Here is a 16375-nt window from a genome sequence, read left to right on the forward strand (position 1 = left end):
GGCCTGCATCCTGTATCTCGGCGGCAGGCGGGCAAGCTTGATCGGCGACTTACTGGCGCGCTTGCAACGGCGACAGCGCATTGCCGATCAAAGTGGTCGCCACACTCGACAATGCCGAGCGGCTCCAGCCCGTACGCGTTCCCGTTGCGCTCCAGACGACCGAGCCGTTCGCGACATCGATCAGTTCGAAGGTCACGCCCACTACCGGTTCGCCATCTACGCCGGTCTTGTAGCGCCATTCCTCGACCGCCCCCGTCAGCACATAGCGCGCGTTTTGCGAGCGTGCCCATTCGAGCGATTTGTCGCCATCGCCGCGTTGCGCGTTATCGAAGAGCGCGTTGCGGTTGGTATCGGCGGGAGCGATACGTACATCACCGACACCGCCTGCGCGCAGCGTATTCGCCGCGATGGATTCGGCGCTCTTGCCCGCATCCGGCGTTTCCGTGTAGTTGGCGATGGACACGACAGCCACCTTGTCGCCATGCGTGAGCGTCGGGCCGGCCGTCTGACGCACCGTTCCGCATGCGCTCATTGCAAGCGCGAGCGCGGTTGCCGCCACACACCATGCGCCTGAACGCGCGAGTCGTTTGATACCGTGCATGTTGCTTCCCCTTCCGTGGATCCAGAATCGTTTCAATAAAACCAGCTATAGCGCGCACCGATTTGCGTGACCGGCGTACCGAGACGCGACACACGCTGATGCGAGAAATAAAGCGCCGCATGATCGCCGCCGAACACGGTGCCCGCGAGGCCAAGACTGATGGACGGTCCCCAGCCCTGATTCGAGTCGTGCAGCACGCCTGCATCGAAGAATGGCCGCCATGCGCGCGTGTATTGATCGAGCAGATCGTTGCCGAAACCGAAGAACAGGCCGTATTGCGAGTAGCTTTGCGGAATGAAGCTCGCCGCACTCACCGGACCGGCGGTCACCGGAATGAGGCGCGAGATCAGGCCATCGGCGGCGCCACTTGCGCCGTATCCGCCATGCGCGCCCATCAGGCGCAGCGTGTAGTCCGGATAATTCGTGCGAATGCGATAACCGATCTCGCCCGTCGACAGCACGCCGCTACCGAGATAGTTACGCGCTTGGCTATAGAAGCGATCGGCTTCGACCGTGCCCGTGGCATAGAGGTTTTCTGTCGCGCGATACGTCACGGTGCCTGCGACGTTGTCCTTCACACCGCCCACTTGCAACACTTGCGACTCGCGTGCGGTCTGGTTGTAGCCCGCCTTCACGGCGAGCGACAAAGCGGAATTTCGGCCCCATTCGGCACCCGCCGATACGCTGTAAAAACTGTCGAGCGCTTCGCGGCGGCCCACGGTGACCATGAACGCCGTGTCGTAAGTCTGGCGGCGCGCGAAGACTTCCAACGAGCGATCCACCGAAGGGACATCGGTGAGTTGCGATGAATCCGTCGAATGCTGGAAGCGTTGAACGCCCTTTACGCCGATCATGTATTTGTCCGCGATCTTGAGGCTGCCGCTAAGCGTCTGCTCGATGTAATCGAGCGGATGTTCGACATAACTCGTGACGCTTGCATCGAGCAATTGCGGCCACGTCAGTGAGGTCTGCACGAGGCGGCCATGAAGTTCATCGTCATAGGGCGCATCTTCGAGGCCTTGAAACGCGAGCTTTTGTGCATCGCCCGGACGATCCACCGCGATCGATGCATCGATACGGTCATAGATCGGCAAACGCGCCTTCTGATCATCGAGAAGACGTTCCATCGCGGGCTTGTCGTTGTCGGCAAGCGCAACGGCGATCAACTGCTCCGAAGGCTGAACCAGCACGTCGGCGTATTGACGCGCGAGCCAGCGCTTCGCCAACGGATTCGCTTCGTGCGACATGGCCCAGGCAAGCGCGACATCGCGTGCAACGGACGACGTCAGTTGTGACTCTTTCGCAGATGCACTCGCGTTCGATGCCTTCAATTGCGCAGCAGGCAAACCGGCCGTATCGCCCAGCAAGGTGCGGCGTGCGGCGGTGTCGTCGTTGCGCCCGGCATCGGTTGCGAGCAGGTTGATGAGCAATGCCTTCGATACATCCGCGTTCTCGAATATCGATGCCAGCGTCACGCGCCGGCCTTGCAGTTGTTCACGCACTTCACTGCCTTGCGATTGGCGCGTCTGCACGATGTTCTTTCCCACCGCCGTGTTCGCGCGAACGGCCGCTTCCTCGTCCTGCATCTGGCGCCAGACATTGCGGCGAATGGACCATGCGAGATCGCTGCGTCCGGCCATCTCTTGCGCTTCGGCATAGCTCAACTGCCACAGCGGATCACGCGATGCGGACGCCGCTTGCAGACGCAAGTACTTGAGCGCAGCTTCAGGCTTGTTCAAGCGCATATAGGCAGCAGCGAGCGGGCCCCACAACGCGGGCTCTTGCGCGGGCGTATCGCGCCATGGCTTGAGCGCGTCGTGCAATTGCGCATCCGTGCCGTAGTCGACGAGCGTCCAGAGCAATGCCGCGCGCAAGTCGAGCGCGGCACCCGGCAGCGTGACGGCATGTTGAAGATCGGCGAGCGCATCGAGCGGACGGTTCGTCTGTCGATAGTATTCGGCGCGAATGCGCAGGAACGACGGCGACTCCGACGCAACGGCGAGTTGCTCCGGGCTCAGGCTTTTGAGCAATGCATCGGCGCGACCGTATTGCTCGGCATCGGTGTAATAGTGGACTGCGCTTTCCAGCGAGCGCGGCGAACGATCGCGGCGATACTGCAACTCCGAGGTGCGAGCGGCATCGACTGGATAAGCGTCGTAGAAGTACGTCATGGCGCTCAAGTCTTCGGGCGTGGCCTCGCCGCTTGCAAGCAGATGCTTGTATGCGTCGTTGGCGATGTCATCCCGTTGCAGGAGACGCGCCAGTTGCGCCGCGTTGCGCCAGAACAGAATGTCATCGTTCCTGGCGCCTTGGCGTGCAGCGAGCAAGGCATCGAGCGCACCCTTGTAGTCGCCATGACGATACAAAAGGCTCGCGGTGCGCAATGCGTATTGCGTGTTCGCCGGATTGCGCTTGTTCAGCGCGCGATAAGCGGCGAGCGCTTCATCGTCGTGGCCCGAGCGTTCCGCGAGTTGGCCAAGCCGCAAAACGATGGCCTCGTTCGATATCGTGCGCTGACGGGTGCGCAGGAACGCCAGTGCATCGTCCGGACGGCCGAGACGTTCGTATGCCGCGACGACCGAGTCGAGCAGCTTGAGATCGGCGGGTGCGGCATTCGATGCCTGGATCAACGCGGCGAGATACGCGTGGTCGTCGTTGAGCATCGGAGCCAGACGCATGACGTTTTTCCAGCCTTCCGGGTCGTGCGTGGCTTGCGCGTAAGCGAGCCACATCTTGAGCGCGAGCGGCGACGCGTGATTCCATTCGGATACTTGAGCGAGCCGCTTCGTCCACACCGCCGAGCCGGGATTCTTCTCGACCTGTTCGCTCGCGACGCGCTGTGCGTTCTGCAAGTCGTTCGATTCGAGGAACGATTGGTACAGGAGACCCGGGACATCGTCCGTGGCGTTCGGAGCCGATGCAGGCGTGGCAACACGAACGACATGCACATCGTGACGGTGCGTATGCATCGGCTGCGAACCATCCATGTACGCATATTCTTTCTGTGATGCGCGCTCGCGAAGATACGCGACCAGCCGTAGCGCGCCGTCTTCATCCGTTGGCTGCGCTTGCGCATAACCCGCGAGCGCCTTTGCATAACGATCCACGAGGTCCGGCCGATGCGCCGCGCGCGCCAGATTCAGCAGCACGACAAGCGTCGCGTGATCGTGCGCGAACGCCGCGCCATGTTCCTTCGCGGCGCCAAGCGCTTCATCGAGCAGATTGCCCGACTGCAGCGCGCGAATGCCGTTGATGAAGCAATCACGCTTCGCATCGAACGTGGGTGCCTTCGCTTGCAAACGGAACCAGCCTTCCGCCGCGCCGCGATAGTCGCCGCCATACATGGCAAAGCGCACCACTTCGCGATTCCAGCGCGTCTGTCGTGCCGGGTCCTGCACGGCAAGCCGCGCATAGAGCTGCCCCGCAAGCTGTTGCGCATTCGCGGATGCAGCCGCTTCGGCCAGCATTTGCAGGTCCGCATTCGACCACGACAGCGCCGCCGCGTTGGTCAGTTGCGTGCGCAGGCGAACCAGCGCGGCCTCGCGGCCCGGATCGTTCGCGGGCAATGCGAAGGTCTCGCGCGTATCCACGGTCAGGCGCAGCAACTGTGCGGCGCGATGAAGCTCGTCACCAGGCGCGGCGGCCATGCGGTCAGCAATGCGGCGCGCATCTTCATCGCGCCCGAGACGCACGTATTGCGTGCCGAGCACCGAGAGAATCTCCGTGTTGCCGGGCTGCACGCGCAGCCACGCTTCAAGATAAGCGATGCTGAGATCGCTCGGTGCATCGGTGGATGTCAAGCGGTTGCGCAATCCGCCACGCGGATGCATGAACCATAGCGTGATCAACACGACGCCCGCGAGCAACATCACGAGCCACGTTGGCGCAATACGAGGGCGATTAACGAGCACAGGCGACCTCGACCGGCTTGTAGTTCAAGATAGATCCGACGTCGGCCGACGTGTCGAAGCGCAGGAAATCGCCATCGCGTCGGACAGCAACGCTTTGACCGTTGACGCGAACCTTGCACTGCTGCGCGTTCGCTACCTTGACGAACGGCTGATAGTGGCCGGCAAATTCGAACTGCATGCCTTGCGGCGTGCGGCGAAAGTTGCGCACGAAACCATTTGCCTCTTCGATATACGGCGCGGTCGTTGTACCGCCCATGGCAAAACGCGCACTGCCGTTATCGATATGGATGTAAGTACCGTCAGGCCCCGGCGCGAAACCCGTGACGCCCGAAGCATCATCGACCGATGGCTTTGCCGCTTGCGGCCAGTGCAATTCGCGCACTTCGCCATTGCCGCGCACGAGCCATTGACCGGACTTCGAATCGATGTCTTTTGCCACCGCGAAGGTATGCCAGTCGAGCACCTTGCGGATGTACTCGCTCACATAGACCGGCATCACCGGCTGCTTGAGTGTCGTCGAAAAGATCTGATCCAACGCGCGCAGCGACGCCACCTTGGTGCCGCTATACATGTGGTAATAGATGTCGATCGGCTTGAAGCGCTGCGGACGCTCGGTCATCGCGAACGTTTCCAGCACGCGCGTGAAGCCATAGAATGGACCTTGCCAGTCGTTGGTATAGACGTTCTCGTCTTGATTCGGCGCATAGACCTGATACGCGCCGGGTCCCTTGTCCACGCCGACCGGCGCGATATTGGTCCAGCTACTGGCCGACTTCGTGATGACCGTATCGCCGCCATTGAAGTTGTAGACGCCCGCCTCGGCCACCTTGCGCACGACGAAGCCAGGCGGACGGCAGTCGCCGGACCATTGCAGGAGCACGGTCTTCTTGCCGGCAGGTGCAAGACGCGAGTTGATATAGTCGATCGAGCCCGTGATCTCACGATCGATATTGAAGCGATATCCCGGGATATACAACGAGAACGCCGCGTCGCCACCGCCGCGATCCATCTGTGCGCCCTTGCTGTCGACCTGTTCCCACTGAAACGGATGCGAGTACGTATGCGTGCCGATCTCGACATGCGGCAGCGCGAACATCTTGCGCGCGATGGCTTCCAGACGGGGCGAGATATGCGGATGCAGACCGGCAGGACCGACTTCGCCTTCGATGACGGAGAGCGTCATCGGCACTTGATAGCGCGTGAATATCTGCTGATACAACGCTTCGCCCGAGTAGTCGGGACCGGGGAATTCCGCGCGTGAGGCGAAGCCATCGCCATCCACGTGCGACATGAAAAGGCGTCGGCCGTTTTCCGTCGTCACGCTCGGCGCGGGCATGTCTTGCAGATGCAGCGCCGCCTTCATGAAGGCCATCGGTTGAATGGCCCAGCGTTCCTGTTCGATGCTGTCCAACGATACGACTGTGTAAGGACTCAGCGCGTACCCGCCCCACGGCGTGAGCGCGACTTGGTCCACCTCCTCTCCGCTTGCCGAGACGCGCAGCAAAGCTTGACTGCGCGGACCCACGCGCACCCCTTGCAGATCGCGCGGTTCCGGTTTCGGGCTGATCTCGAAGCCGATCATCGGATCGCTCTTGACGACCGTGACGGGCGCCGCGAACGTTCCGCCGACCGGTTGCAGATCGAGCGCGGCGCCAGCGGAACCGGCTGCATCGAAACCGAACTGACCGAGAAACGCGACAGGAATGTGATCCGCCATGCGCGCGGCAACCCATCGTTGCCAGACTTGTGCATCGGGCACCGCGCCGCGCTGAATCCATGCGACCACGCCTGCGTAACGGTCGGGTGTGATGTTATCCGGCAAGCGCGACGAAAAGTCGGCGTACTCGACGTCGTAGCCCATGTAATTGAGCGGCGTGGCGAGGTCACGCACCCCCGCGCTTAAATCGAGCGGGTCCTTGGTATCGCGGTCCTGCACGACGAGAATCTTGCGCGGCAGCACTTCTATCTTGCCGATGCCGACCACATCGCGCGCCTTGCTCGTCACGTAAGGCAGCATGCCTGCGGACACGACGCGGCTCGCTGTATCGCGCGCGCACTGCCGGTCGTTGCGATTGCAATGCTCGATCGACACGACCGGCACGCCGCTCTGCTGCGTGAATTCGCGCGCCGCCGCCATGCGCCGTGCGCGCAACGCTTCAGGAACTTCCGTGAACTGACCACTTTCGTCTATACCGCGAATCAGCGAATCGCCGACAACCGCGTATAGCGCGCTTGCATAGGGCAACGCGCTTTGCGCAATGTTCTCGCCACCCGCGATGAGACGCGCGTCCGGATGCGCCGCATGAATTCGAAGGGCTGCGGCAAGAGCGATTGGCGTATCGAGGAAAAATCCGCGATAACCACGCTGCCACAGCGCTTCGATTTCAGCGGCATTGCCGCTTTGATTACGCGCGATCCATGTCGTATGCGCAAGCGGATGCATGGACGGATCGAAGCCCGCTACCGGGTCGATGACCACTGCGTCGAATGCCTGCAATTGATCGACAGGCGGATTCGCCGCGTAATAGAAAGCGATATTGGGTTGAGATGCAGCGGACTGTGAAGCGCGCGGCGCATTGGACTGCAGCGCCGCCGCTTGCGCATAAGCGATGAACGGATCAAGGCCCGCCGTGCTCAACAGAACGGCTGCCATTACGCGCATCACGAAACGTTCAGGCGCACGTTCCGCACGCGCGCAAGAGAACATACCGGCGCGTGCCCGGGTCCACTTCTCCATCGGCAAGATCTTTTCCCCGTTTGATTTTTATACGAGTGCAGCGCGCTTTTCTCAAGGACATCGCCTTGAGGAAATCGTCACCGCAAGCTCATTCGGCTAGCCGCAATCGCGCTACGCAAAGCCCGCGTTGCGCGGGTCGTGAAGCAATATTTTTTTGCTTAAATGCCAAGGGCGCGCACGATAGCACATGACCTTTAGCCGCTCAAGTCCGCTTATGCATCGAACAAACCAGTGCACGTTGCTAGGCATTAACGACCATGTTCAATAGAACTTTAAGGCAAACGTTTGGCGACGCGCTGAGAGATAACGAGTCGTCCAAGCGTCATCAAGCGATGCCAAAGATTTCTTTTTATTACGCTAAAGAAATCTCAAAGCCTGCCGTTAGGGGAGAGGGGCAAAACCGGAGTGATCCGGCGACGCAAAACTAAAGGGACTTTCTTAACGAGAGTTTGCCAGTTGCCCGCCGTCTGTGCGGCGGGCCAAAAGACAGCGGCTTGAATGACCGCGTCAGGAGGCTAAATGCTGAACGCAGCTTTAAAATGCTTGAATTGTCTGAAGTGGGCAATGCCTCTCGCCGCCTTGTTGGGCACCGGTAGCACGGCCTTAGCGGCCACAACGGCCAACACGGCCACCAGCGTCGTCGTCCCCTCGTATTTCAATGCCACGAGCAGCGTCTCGAACTGGAACAGCTTGACCGCCACCGCGCGCAAGGTTCCGACCACGGCCATTCTGAATCCGAACAGCGGTCCCGGTATCAAGGAAGACGTCGCCTATGCCGCCGCCGTAACACGACTTCATGCGGCGGGCGGCAAGGTGATTGGCTATGTATCGACGTCGTATGCAAAGCGCTCGCTTTCGGCGGTCGTGGCGGACATCAACGCGTACGTGACGCTTTATAAGGTCGATGGCTTTTTCATCGACGAGATGACGGCCGATAGCCAGATGTCGCACATCCAGTTCTATCAGTCCATCTACAACTACATCAAGGGATTGAAGTCGACATACTCGGTCATGGGTAACCCGGGAACGAACGTTCCCGAGCTTTATGCGAGCCTGCCGACCGCCGATCAGTTCGTGGTCTTCGAGAGCACGGTCAAGAGTTACGCGCGCTATCAACCGATGAGCTGGCAAGCCGCGTATCCGAAGAACCGCTTCGTGCATATGGTGTATGGCGCAACGGCCGCGCAGTTGCCGGGCGTCGTTCAGTATGCGAAGACACATGGCGCGGGCGGCGTGTATGTCACGTCGCTTGCAGGTTCGAATCCTTATAAGGCGCTGCCGCCGTATTGGGATCAGGAAGCGGCGGACGCCATCGCGCCTTGAGATCACGGCCACACGAAGCGACGCCGGACACAGGCATCGCATTCAAAGCGCCCGAACGATTCCCCCATCGACGCGGATGTTCTGTCCGGTGATATAGCCCGCGCCGTCCGACAACAGAAACGCCACGGTCTTCGCAATCTCTTCGGTCTTACCGAAGCGCCCTGCCGGAATGCGTGCGACGATCTCCGGCGTTTCCGGCCAGCTATCGATAAACCCCGGCAGCACGGAATTGATGCGAATGTTTTCCGCCGCATGCCGCTCCGCATAGAGGCGCGTGAATGCGCTCAACGCCGCACGCAACGCCGATGAAACCGGCATCACCGGCTCCGGCGCCACCGCTGCGAAGCTCGAAATATTGACGACGGCGCCGCCGCCTTGCTTCTGAAACACCGGCGTTACGCGGCGCAGCACACGCACCACGTTGAGGATGATGAGGTCGAGGCCTTCGTGCCATTTGGCGTCGTCGAGTGCGAGGAGATCGCCTTTGGGCGGATGCCCCGTGTTGTTCACCACGGCATCGATGCGGCCGTATTTTTCGAGCGTACCTTGCACGAACTTTTCGATATCCGCGTCCTGCGCCACCGAACCCGTCATGCCGAAGCCGTTCAACTGCTCCGCGAGCGTAACGGCGCTGCCCGAAGGGGACATCAGCGCGACGTTGTAGCCGTGGGCCGCGAGTTCCTTCGCGATGGCCGCGCCCATGCCCTTGCCCGCCGCCGTGATCAGTGCAACCTTGTCCGTGGTCGTCATACGTTTCTCCTTCATAGAGTCGAATGAAGCACTCTATGCGCTGCAAGCGCCTATGTCGAGAACGTCGCCAAATGCCGCGCTTCCGTTGCATCGTCGGCGGGAAAGAGGCACTCGATGCGCAACTCCTGCGCGGCGATGGTTCGCGGCGTGCCGACCGTCGTCACCATCGAGAAGTAGTCGAGCACCGTACCTTCGAAAACGAAGCCGAGCGGCACGACCGGCAACGCGGAAGCGCCGCGTGATACTTCCCGCGAGCGCCAGTCGCGCGGCACATCGGGATAAGCGAGCAAGGCATCGAAGAGATTACGCGTGCCTTCATCGACAAACTGCCCTACTGCTTCGCGATGCACGCGTTGCAAGAGACTGCGCGCGACGTTACCCCAGTCCGCGATGAACGGGCGCATGCCCAGCGGATCGAACATCAGATGCAGCATGTTGCGCGGCCCCGTGCGCGCGGACATATCGATGAAACGATTGAAGAAGCGCGGCGCGGCAGCGTTGGTCATCAGCACGTTCCAATGCCGGTCCATGACGATGGCGGGATAAGGCTCGTGCTGACGCAACACGCGTTCGAGCGCGCGCACGACGCCCTGCATCTCTTCGGCGTTCCACGGCGCATCGGAATAGAGCGGCGCATAGCCTGCTGCAAGCAACAGCGCATTGCGCTCGCGCAGCGGCACGTCGAGCGTCTCGGCAAGATCGAGTACGGTCTGCCGGCCCGGCACGCTGCGGCCGCTTTCGATGAAGCTAATCTGCCGCTGCGATACGCCCGCGTCCAGCGACAAGCCGAGCTGACTCACGCCGCGCACATCGCGCCAGTAACGCAGCAGGTCGCCGATAGCGTTCGACGTTCGACTTTTCTCGGCGTGAGCGGCTGCCGTCATGTGCCTTCCTCAACGTGTCGGCGCTTGCCACGCATACTCGGCGAACTGCGCTTCGAGCGGCGGTTGCGTGACGCTACCGGTGTAGTTCGTAATGGTCGATGCCGCCACGACCGCGATTACATCGAGTATCTGCGCGGCGCTGAAGCCGGCATCGATGAAACGCTCTTCGTCGGCGCGATCGATCCGGCCGCGCTTGTCGATGAGCGTGCGCGCCAGCGCCGAGAGCGCGGCGAGGTTTACATCGGCGGGCAAGCGTGCTTCGCGGATGGCATCGACATCGGCGCGGCTCACGCCCTGTTGCAACGCGAGCGCCGTATGAAACGCGGCGGCCCATTCGCTGCGGTTCGTCACCGCGTTGGTGAGCAGCAGCGTCTGAATCTGCGGCTCGCTGAGCCTGCTCGCGTGCACGCGCTCGAACAAGCCGATGAAGCCATTGATCAGCGTGGGCGATGCAGCCATCGCGCCCGCGATGTTCGGCACGAGGCCGAAGGTTCGTTGCAGGCGTTCGAGCACAGGCTTCGATTGCTCGGGGGCGGTTTGAATCGTATGAACGGTATGGTTCGACATGAGAGGCTCCTTGTTCTCGAACGGTGCAGCCAACATGGCTGCACCGCGATGATGAGAGAGTAGGAGCGCGCGTGAGGCTCGCCAATTACATGGCATGTAATCATTCACAAGACTTGCGCTTCAATCGCCGCCTTATCGATGACCGACCACACCCGCTCGATACGCTCATCGCGAAATCGATAAAACACGTTCTCGCGAAAGCACACGCGCCGGCCGTGTACGGGCACGCCGAGGAACGTCCCCTTCGGCGAGCAATCGAACAGCAGGCGCGCCGCCACCGTCTGCGCGTCCTCAACGAGCAGTTCGATATTGAAATGCAGATCGGGAATCTGCTCGTAATCTCGCTCCAGCATGCCGACATAGCCCGCCAGCGTGCTTGGCACGTCGTTATACGACACCTCGTCGTGAACGAACTGCCCGAGCTTCGTCCAGTCCTTGTCGTTCAGGCAGGCAATGTAGTCGCGGTAAATGAGTGAGAGCATGGGTCGGGCTCCTTGGGGTTGCTGGCAAAGATAACATCGGCTCCTTGCGGCCGTGTTTCGATGCGCGGTGTTTTACGCACTAGGCAAACTTAGCGACGTTTTGTAAAGTCAGCCGAACGCGCATCTCCCTTCAAACTCATCGAGAAATCCGTCCATGACTCAACTCGCATCGAAATCGCTCGCCGGCAAGACCGCGCTCGTCACCGGCTCGACAAGCGGCATCGGCTTAGGCATTGCCACGGCGCTTGCGCAAGCCGGCGCGAATCTCGTGCTCAACGGCTTCGGCGATGTGAACGGCGCCCTCGCGCAGATCGAAGCCATCGGCGTGAAAGCGGTGCATCACGACGCCGATATGACCAAGCCCGCCGAAATCGAAGCCATGCTCGCCTTCGCCAACGAAACCTTCGGCGCGGTCGATATTCTCGTGAACAACGCAGGCATCCAGCATGTCGCGACCATCGACCAGTTCCCGGTGGAACGCTGGGACGCGATCATCGCCATCAATCTCAGCTCGGCGTTTCACACCATGCGCGTCGCGCTGCCCGGCATGCGCGAGCGCGGCTGGGGACGCGTCATCAACATCGCTTCGGTGCACGGACTCGTCGGGTCGGTCGGCAAGTCCGCTTATGTGGCGGCCAAGCACGGCATCCTCGGACTCACGAAGGTCGCCGCGCTCGAAAACGCGCGAAGCGGCGTGACGGTCAACGCCATCTGCCCCGGCTTCGTGCATACGCCGCTCGTGCAGAAGCAGATCGACGATCTTGCCGCACGCGAATCGCTCTCGCCCGACGACGCCCGCGCGAAGTTGCTCGGCGAGAAGCAGCCGTCGGCGCAATTCGTGACGACGGAGCAGATCGGCGATCTCGCCGTGTTCCTCTGCTCCGACGCCGCGAGCGAAATGCGCGGTTCGGAGTTGAAGATCGACGGCGGCTGGAGCGCGCAATAAAGCGCCCGGCGAAGCGGCGCCGATATCGGCACGAAACGCACGCCTCGTCACGCGCACGACGCGCCAGATGCGTGCTATCGACGAAGCAGTGAACCGCGTATGACGATCATCATGGAAGTGGCGAAAGCCAGCAGCGAGCAGGCGGATGGATCGCGCAAGTGAATCAGGCAGTCTCGCATCTCGACGATCCGACCCAGCGGAACGCGGCGCTGGTCGAACAGGCGGCGGTGACGGCCAAGCGCCTGGCGAAGTGGCGGCGGTGCTGGAGGAAGCGGTAAGATTGTTCACGGTCGCCGGCCCAAAAGCGACGGCTTGAGTCGGAGTTGGACCGCGAAGGCTTCCGCGCTTGATAATATCGGGCATTGTCAACAAGGAGTGCCCCACATGACCGCAGAAGCCAACCGGCAAGAAGAAGCGCGCGCGATGGAACGCATCGTCAACGCGACGCGCCAGGTTCAATCCGCCTTTCTTGCCTTGCAGAAGCAGTTCGCGCCCGAAGGCGACGGCCGCCCGACGCAACTCGCGCTGACGGCCTTCGACGCCGCCCTGCAAGAGCTCGAAGAGGCGCAAGCCGCATTCGACACCATGCTCAACGACTTGTTCGACGGCAACCGCTAAGGCGGCCGCGGGCTTCAGCCGTTGCGCAACGCCGGCGCGTCCTCTTCGGGCGCGGACGGTCCTTCGAGCGCGGCTTCGCCATCCGAGGGATCGAGTCCGGTCCATGAGACGCCATCGGTCGATTGACGGCGCGCCGCCGCCACGCATGCCTCGACCAGTTCCTTGAACGACACCGCCGCCGAACTCGTGCGCACCAGCGCTTCGCCCTGCAGCGGACTTTCGGGGAACACGAGTCCCACGATCAGCTCGGCTGCCGGCGCACGCTGATGCAGGCGGCGCAAGAGATTGCGCAGATATGGCGGCGACTCGGCGGCATCGAACGAGACCACGCAGATGATCGACACGCCGTGCAGGTTCACTTCGCCGAAGCGTCCGCGCGAGAAGCGTTCGTAGCCCGCCAGATCGGCGCCCAGCCCGTGCTTCCTAAAGAGTTGCACCGCGATTGTCGCGGCCAAATCGTCCAGTTCGCTGCGCCCTGCAATGCACAACACCGACGCCGTGTGACCTTCCGCTTGCGCGTCGAAATGCGGCGGCGGCGCTTCGTAGGCGAGCGGCACCGCTTCGTCCGGCGACTCCAGACTCGCGGGCGGATCTTCGCGATGAGGCGGCGGCAGCACGGCGGTATCGTCGGTTTCCTCCAGCCCTTCGATGATGTCGAGCGCCGACTCGTTGATGCGCCGCAACTGATCCACCGTCACCACGCCGCGCAGCACGTCGTTGTGCGCGAGCCGCAAGCCCTCGAGCGCGACTTCGTCGTAGTAAGCGATCAGCGAGCGTTCCGTCAGCAGCGATTCCGCTTGCGCCAGCGCTTCGTCGGGATCGTTGGCAAGCAGGCGCTGATAGAAGTTTTCCGCAGGGGTGAGCGCTGGCCGGTCGCCGAACAGCACATCGAGAAATTCGAGGCGATCCACATGGCGCCCGAGAATCACGAGGCACAGCGTGAGCGGCGTCGACAGCACGAGACCTATTGGCCCCCAGATCCAGCTCCAGAAGATTGCCGCGACGATCACCGCGAACGGCGAAAGCCCGGTGCTGTGACCATACAGGAGCGGCTCGACGATCTGTCCCGCCACGATGTCGGTCACGCCGAACAATACGATGGTCCAGATCAGCATGGTCCAGCCGGGGCCAACCGCCGCCGCGAACACCACCGCGACGAGCGCGGCGATCCACGTCCCGACATACGGCACGAAGCGCAGAAGCGCCGTCATCACGCCGAACAGCAATGCGCCCGGCACGCCGATAACCGCGAGCCCAATCGAAATGATGATGCCCACGCTCACGTTGATGCCGAGCTGCGCCAGAAAATAGCGCGAAAGGCGGCGCGCGGCTTCGTCCATCGCGGTGGTTGCCCGATGCAGATCGCGTGAGCCGAATAGACGGATCAGCCGGTCGCGTAGATCTTCACGCTGCAACAGGATGAACACGGCGACCACCAGCACGATGCCCGTCGTTTCCAGCGGACTGATGACCGGCGAGAGAAAGCGCTGCGCCAGTTCCAGCGGCGACGGCGATGGTTCGTGCACTTCCACCGGCATCGGCTGATCGATCGGCGAGGCGGCGGGATTGTTCTCGGCGGTGCGCTGCTCCTGCTCGCGCGCGGGCGAAATGCGTTTGAGCGCACGCGATGCGCGCCCGAGAAATTCATCGGCGCGACCGACTGTCAGGCGCTGCACGGAGTCGATCTTGCGTTCTACCGCGACCTGATACTTCGGCAGATCGCCCGCAAGTTGCGCGACCTGCGCGCCGATCAGCGCGCCGACAGCCGTCAGCACCGACAACGCCAGCAACACCGCGACGATCACCGATGGCACTTGCCCGAAGCGAATGCGCCGCAACATATCGACGAAAGGTGCGAGCAGAAAGCTCAGCAGAATCGCGAGGATGATCGGAATAAGTACCGCGCGCCCGAAGTACAAAGCGCATATGACGATGACACCAGTCACCAGCGACGCCAGCGCGCGCAGGCCAGGCGCGTCGGGCGGCAGTATTTTGGCGGGTGGACGGCGCGAGCCGGGTGCGGGAGGCATTTGAATTATTCGCTCGCTCGTGAGGAGGGAAAAGCGTCATCGGCGCAACGGACGTGTCACGCATTTGTCCGCATGAAGCAAGCGTCATGCCGCAATCCGGGTCAAAGGTGAGGGTTTGCGGGGCACCGCTAGGCGGCGCTATGAGGATCATCGAAACAATCAGTTGGCGACGCGGGCACGCAGCGTGCGAAATTGTTGGCCCATTGTCACGCCCATGCGGCACTTTCACGGATAAATCATGGGAGTCGATTCGCCCTGCATCAGCATCTGCAAGTTCGATGAAAAGACGGGCTTCTGCATTGGTTGCCTGCGCACGAAGGAAGAATGCAAGGAATGGAAGAAGATGAAGGACAAGCATCGCGTGCGGATAATCGATGAGCGCGGCAAGCGCAAAGCCAAGCTCAAGAAACACAAGAAATAGCGCGCGCTTGAGACAAACGCTGGACTGGTCGACGGTAGGGAGATCAGCGTTCGTCGCACGGCGCGGGTCTAGACTCAAGCAATGCGGACCGCTTCGCGCCGCCACCTCGGGAGTTTTGTCATGAACGTTCGCCTTTGTGTTTTTACGGGGTTGTTGCTCGCGGCGTCGAGCGCGTTTGCGCAGTTGCATCCGCCGAGTGCGGAAACGGATATGAGCGCGCCTCAGAACAACCCCAAGCTCATGCCGGACGCGCCGCTTGGAAGCCAGTACCCGACGCACGGGAATGCGCAGGCGGGAGAGTTGAATTTGAATCCGAGCGATCCGCGAGCGCAACTAGTCAATGGACTGCCTAACAACGCGAATAGTGGCGGGTATGGGTCGCCGCTGGCGGGGAACAAGGCGAATGTGCCGCCCCAGAATTAAGGTGCGCGTGGCCCGCGGCGTCTGGTGCGCGTAGCAGTCTCGTCAACAATGAGCGCGCTTGCCCGGTAACTATTCCAAATCGCGGCTGATACGACCGTTCGCTTCGTTGGCTCGGCCACACGGCGCAAGGCGCTGTGTTTATCGCGGGCTGATGGCACTGTCCTTGCATAGGTCGCTAGCAACTCAACCAACGCGCGAACGGGGCGACTTATGCAAATTCTGGTGTTGGACGACGATCGCGATTTCGCGGCAGGCATTGCTTCGCTGATCGGCAAACTGGGGCATCAGGTTCAGCTTGCTCACGATTGCGGCGTCGCACGCGAACTTGCGCATGCACATACCTTCGATGTGATCCTCGCGGATGTCGAGCTACCCGATGGCGACGGCCGTGAAATGTGTGAGGGCTTGCGGGCCGAAGGCGCTTCTCACGATGCATACATGATCGCGATGACAGGGCGCACGGAATTGGGCGACAACGACTTTCCGTCGTTCGACGGGTATATGCATAAGCCGGTGACGTTTAGTGGTCTCGAACGAGCGCTTGAGGAATGGCAGGCTGCGGCGGGACTGGATTGAGAGCGTAGGCGCGATGCTGATGGCCCGTGGAACCTGTCCGCATTTTTGTGTGCGAGGCGGTTAGCGGAGTCACCCGCGTGCGTTGGTAAAACGCTCTCCAAACAGG

At 61.6% G+C, this 16375-nt stretch carries 15 protein-coding genes, 1 pseudogene and 1 riboswitch; of the genes and pseudogenes, 7 read left to right on the forward strand and 9 right to left on the reverse strand.

Annotated elements, in window-relative coordinates; translation table 11 throughout:
- Positions 1–49: 49 nt before the first annotated feature.
- The 4 genes from NCR98_RS20115 to NCR98_RS33680 all read right to left on the reverse strand — a co-directional run bounded on the left by NCR98_RS20115 (position 50) and on the right by NCR98_RS33680 (position 7950).
- Positions 50–601 (reverse strand): LpoB-related protein, encoded by a 552-nt coding sequence (locus NCR98_RS20115; protein WP_250527075.1) that lies wholly within the window; start codon positions 599–601, stop codon positions 50–52.
- A gap of 32 nt (positions 602–633) precedes the next feature.
- Positions 634–4512, reverse strand: coding sequence for a tetratricopeptide repeat protein (locus NCR98_RS20120; protein WP_250527076.1), 3879 nt, complete (start codon positions 4510–4512; stop codon positions 634–636).
- Positions 4502–7165: a bifunctional glycoside hydrolase/polysaccharide deacetylase family protein gene (locus NCR98_RS20125; protein ID WP_250527077.1), complete on the reverse strand. Its 2664-nt coding sequence runs from the start codon at positions 7163–7165 to the stop codon at positions 4502–4504. The genes NCR98_RS20120 and NCR98_RS20125 overlap by 11 nt, the downstream gene beginning before the upstream one ends.
- A gap of 467 nt (positions 7166–7632) precedes the next feature.
- A riboswitch (cyclic di-GMP riboswitch) is annotated at positions 7633–7713 on the forward strand.
- Positions 7714–7764: 51 nt separating this feature from the next.
- Positions 7765–7950 (reverse strand): hypothetical protein, encoded by a 186-nt coding sequence (locus NCR98_RS33680; RefSeq protein ID WP_409014888.1) that lies wholly within the window; start codon positions 7948–7950, stop codon positions 7765–7767.
- Here NCR98_RS33680 and NCR98_RS20130 point away from each other — a divergent pair.
- Positions 7940–8572: a spherulation-specific family 4 protein gene (locus NCR98_RS20130; protein WP_409014887.1), complete on the forward strand. Its 633-nt coding sequence runs from the start codon at positions 7940–7942 to the stop codon at positions 8570–8572. The genes NCR98_RS33680 and NCR98_RS20130 overlap by 11 nt on opposite strands.
- A 42-nt stretch (positions 8573–8614) precedes the next feature.
- On the opposite strand, the gene NCR98_RS20135 is transcribed toward NCR98_RS20130, so the two are convergent.
- From NCR98_RS20135 to NCR98_RS20150, 4 genes are all read right to left on the reverse strand, one after another.
- The gene (locus NCR98_RS20135; RefSeq protein WP_350029513.1) at positions 8615–9322 is read right to left on the reverse strand and encodes an SDR family oxidoreductase; all 708 of its coding nucleotides are present in this window, start codon (positions 9320–9322) and stop codon (positions 8615–8617) included.
- 50 nt (positions 9323–9372) lie between these two features.
- A complete protein-coding gene (locus NCR98_RS20140) occupies positions 9373–10206 on the reverse strand; it encodes a helix-turn-helix domain-containing protein (protein WP_250527080.1) in 834 nt (277 codons plus the stop codon).
- Positions 10207–10215: 9 nt separating this feature from the next.
- Positions 10216–10773, reverse strand: a complete 558-nt coding sequence (locus NCR98_RS20145) for a carboxymuconolactone decarboxylase family protein (RefSeq protein WP_250527081.1) — start codon at positions 10771–10773, stop codon at positions 10216–10218.
- A 104-nt stretch (positions 10774–10877) separates the two neighbouring features.
- Positions 10878–11255, reverse strand: coding sequence for an ester cyclase (locus NCR98_RS20150; RefSeq protein ID WP_250527082.1), 378 nt, complete (start codon positions 11253–11255; stop codon positions 10878–10880).
- A 154-nt stretch (positions 11256–11409) separates the two neighbouring features.
- On the opposite strand from NCR98_RS20150, the gene NCR98_RS20155 reads away from it, so the two are divergent.
- The 3 genes and pseudogenes from NCR98_RS20155 to NCR98_RS20165 all read left to right on the forward strand — a co-directional run bounded on the left by NCR98_RS20155 (position 11410) and on the right by NCR98_RS20165 (position 12819).
- The gene (locus NCR98_RS20155; protein ID WP_250527083.1) at positions 11410–12201 is read left to right on the forward strand and encodes a 3-hydroxybutyrate dehydrogenase; all 792 of its coding nucleotides are present in this window, start codon (positions 11410–11412) and stop codon (positions 12199–12201) included.
- Positions 12202–12244: 43 nt separating this feature from the next.
- Positions 12245–12517, forward strand: a pseudogene (locus tag NCR98_RS20160) (chemotaxis protein); the annotation flags it as partial.
- 68 nt (positions 12518–12585) lie between these two features.
- Positions 12586–12819 (forward strand): hypothetical protein, encoded by a 234-nt coding sequence (locus tag NCR98_RS20165; RefSeq protein WP_244828936.1) that lies wholly within the window; start codon positions 12586–12588, stop codon positions 12817–12819.
- 14 nt (positions 12820–12833) lie between these two features.
- Here NCR98_RS20165 and NCR98_RS20170 read toward each other — a convergent pair whose 3' ends face one another.
- Entirely contained in the window at positions 12834–14849 is a 2016-nt protein-coding gene (locus tag NCR98_RS20170) for an AI-2E family transporter (RefSeq protein WP_244828937.1), read from the reverse strand.
- Between the two features lie 238 nt (positions 14850–15087).
- Between NCR98_RS20170 and NCR98_RS20175 the strand changes: the two genes are divergently transcribed.
- From NCR98_RS20175 to NCR98_RS20185, 3 genes are all read left to right on the forward strand, one after another.
- The gene (locus NCR98_RS20175; RefSeq protein WP_244828938.1) at positions 15088–15270 is read left to right on the forward strand and encodes a DUF1289 domain-containing protein; all 183 of its coding nucleotides are present in this window, start codon (positions 15088–15090) and stop codon (positions 15268–15270) included.
- 120 nt (positions 15271–15390) lie between these two features.
- Positions 15391–15693 carry a hypothetical protein gene (locus NCR98_RS20180; RefSeq protein WP_250467680.1) on the forward strand — a complete coding sequence of 101 codons (303 nt, stop codon included), beginning with the start codon at positions 15391–15393 and terminating at the stop codon, positions 15691–15693.
- Between the two features lie 210 nt (positions 15694–15903).
- Positions 15904–16269, forward strand: a complete 366-nt coding sequence (locus tag NCR98_RS20185; RefSeq protein ID WP_244828939.1) for a response regulator — start codon at positions 15904–15906, stop codon at positions 16267–16269.
- Positions 16270–16375: the final 106 nt, after the last annotated feature.

This window comes from Caballeronia sp. GAWG2-1 (genome assembly GCF_023631405.1).
In the GTDB taxonomy this organism is placed as follows: Bacteria; Pseudomonadota; Gammaproteobacteria; order Burkholderiales; family Burkholderiaceae; genus Caballeronia.

Excerpts from the sequence above, each read along its gene's own strand:
- NCR98_RS20150 (WP_250527082.1), bottom strand. The coding sequence starts at position 11,255 with ATGCTCTCACTCATTTACCGCGACTACATTGCCTGCCTGAACGACAAG.
- NCR98_RS20125 (WP_250527077.1), bottom strand. The coding sequence starts at position 7,165 with ATGGCAGCCGTTCTGTTGAGCACGGCGGGCCTTGATCCGTTCATCGCT.
- NCR98_RS20180 (WP_250467680.1), top strand. The coding sequence starts at position 15,391 with ATGAACGTTCGCCTTTGTGTTTTTACGGGGTTGTTGCTCGCGGCGTCG.
- NCR98_RS20170 (WP_244828937.1), bottom strand. The coding sequence starts at position 14,849 with ATGCCTCCCGCACCCGGCTCGCGCCGTCCACCCGCCAAAATACTGCCG.
- NCR98_RS20135 (WP_350029513.1), bottom strand. The coding sequence starts at position 9,322 with ATGACGACCACGGACAAGGTTGCACTGATCACGGCGGCGGGCAAGGGC.
- NCR98_RS20140 (WP_250527080.1), bottom strand. The coding sequence starts at position 10,206 with ATGACGGCAGCCGCTCACGCCGAGAAAAGTCGAACGTCGAACGCTATC.
- NCR98_RS20155 (WP_250527083.1), top strand. The coding sequence starts at position 11,410 with ATGACTCAACTCGCATCGAAATCGCTCGCCGGCAAGACCGCGCTCGTC.
- NCR98_RS20145 (WP_250527081.1), bottom strand. The coding sequence starts at position 10,773 with ATGTCGAACCATACCGTTCATACGATTCAAACCGCCCCCGAGCAATCG.
- NCR98_RS20165 (WP_244828936.1), top strand. The coding sequence starts at position 12,586 with ATGACCGCAGAAGCCAACCGGCAAGAAGAAGCGCGCGCGATGGAACGC.
- NCR98_RS20175 (WP_244828938.1), top strand. The coding sequence starts at position 15,088 with ATGGGAGTCGATTCGCCCTGCATCAGCATCTGCAAGTTCGATGAAAAG.
- NCR98_RS20115 (WP_250527075.1), bottom strand. The coding sequence starts at position 601 with ATGCACGGTATCAAACGACTCGCGCGTTCAGGCGCATGGTGTGTGGCG.
- NCR98_RS20185 (WP_244828939.1), top strand. The coding sequence starts at position 15,904 with ATGCAAATTCTGGTGTTGGACGACGATCGCGATTTCGCGGCAGGCATT.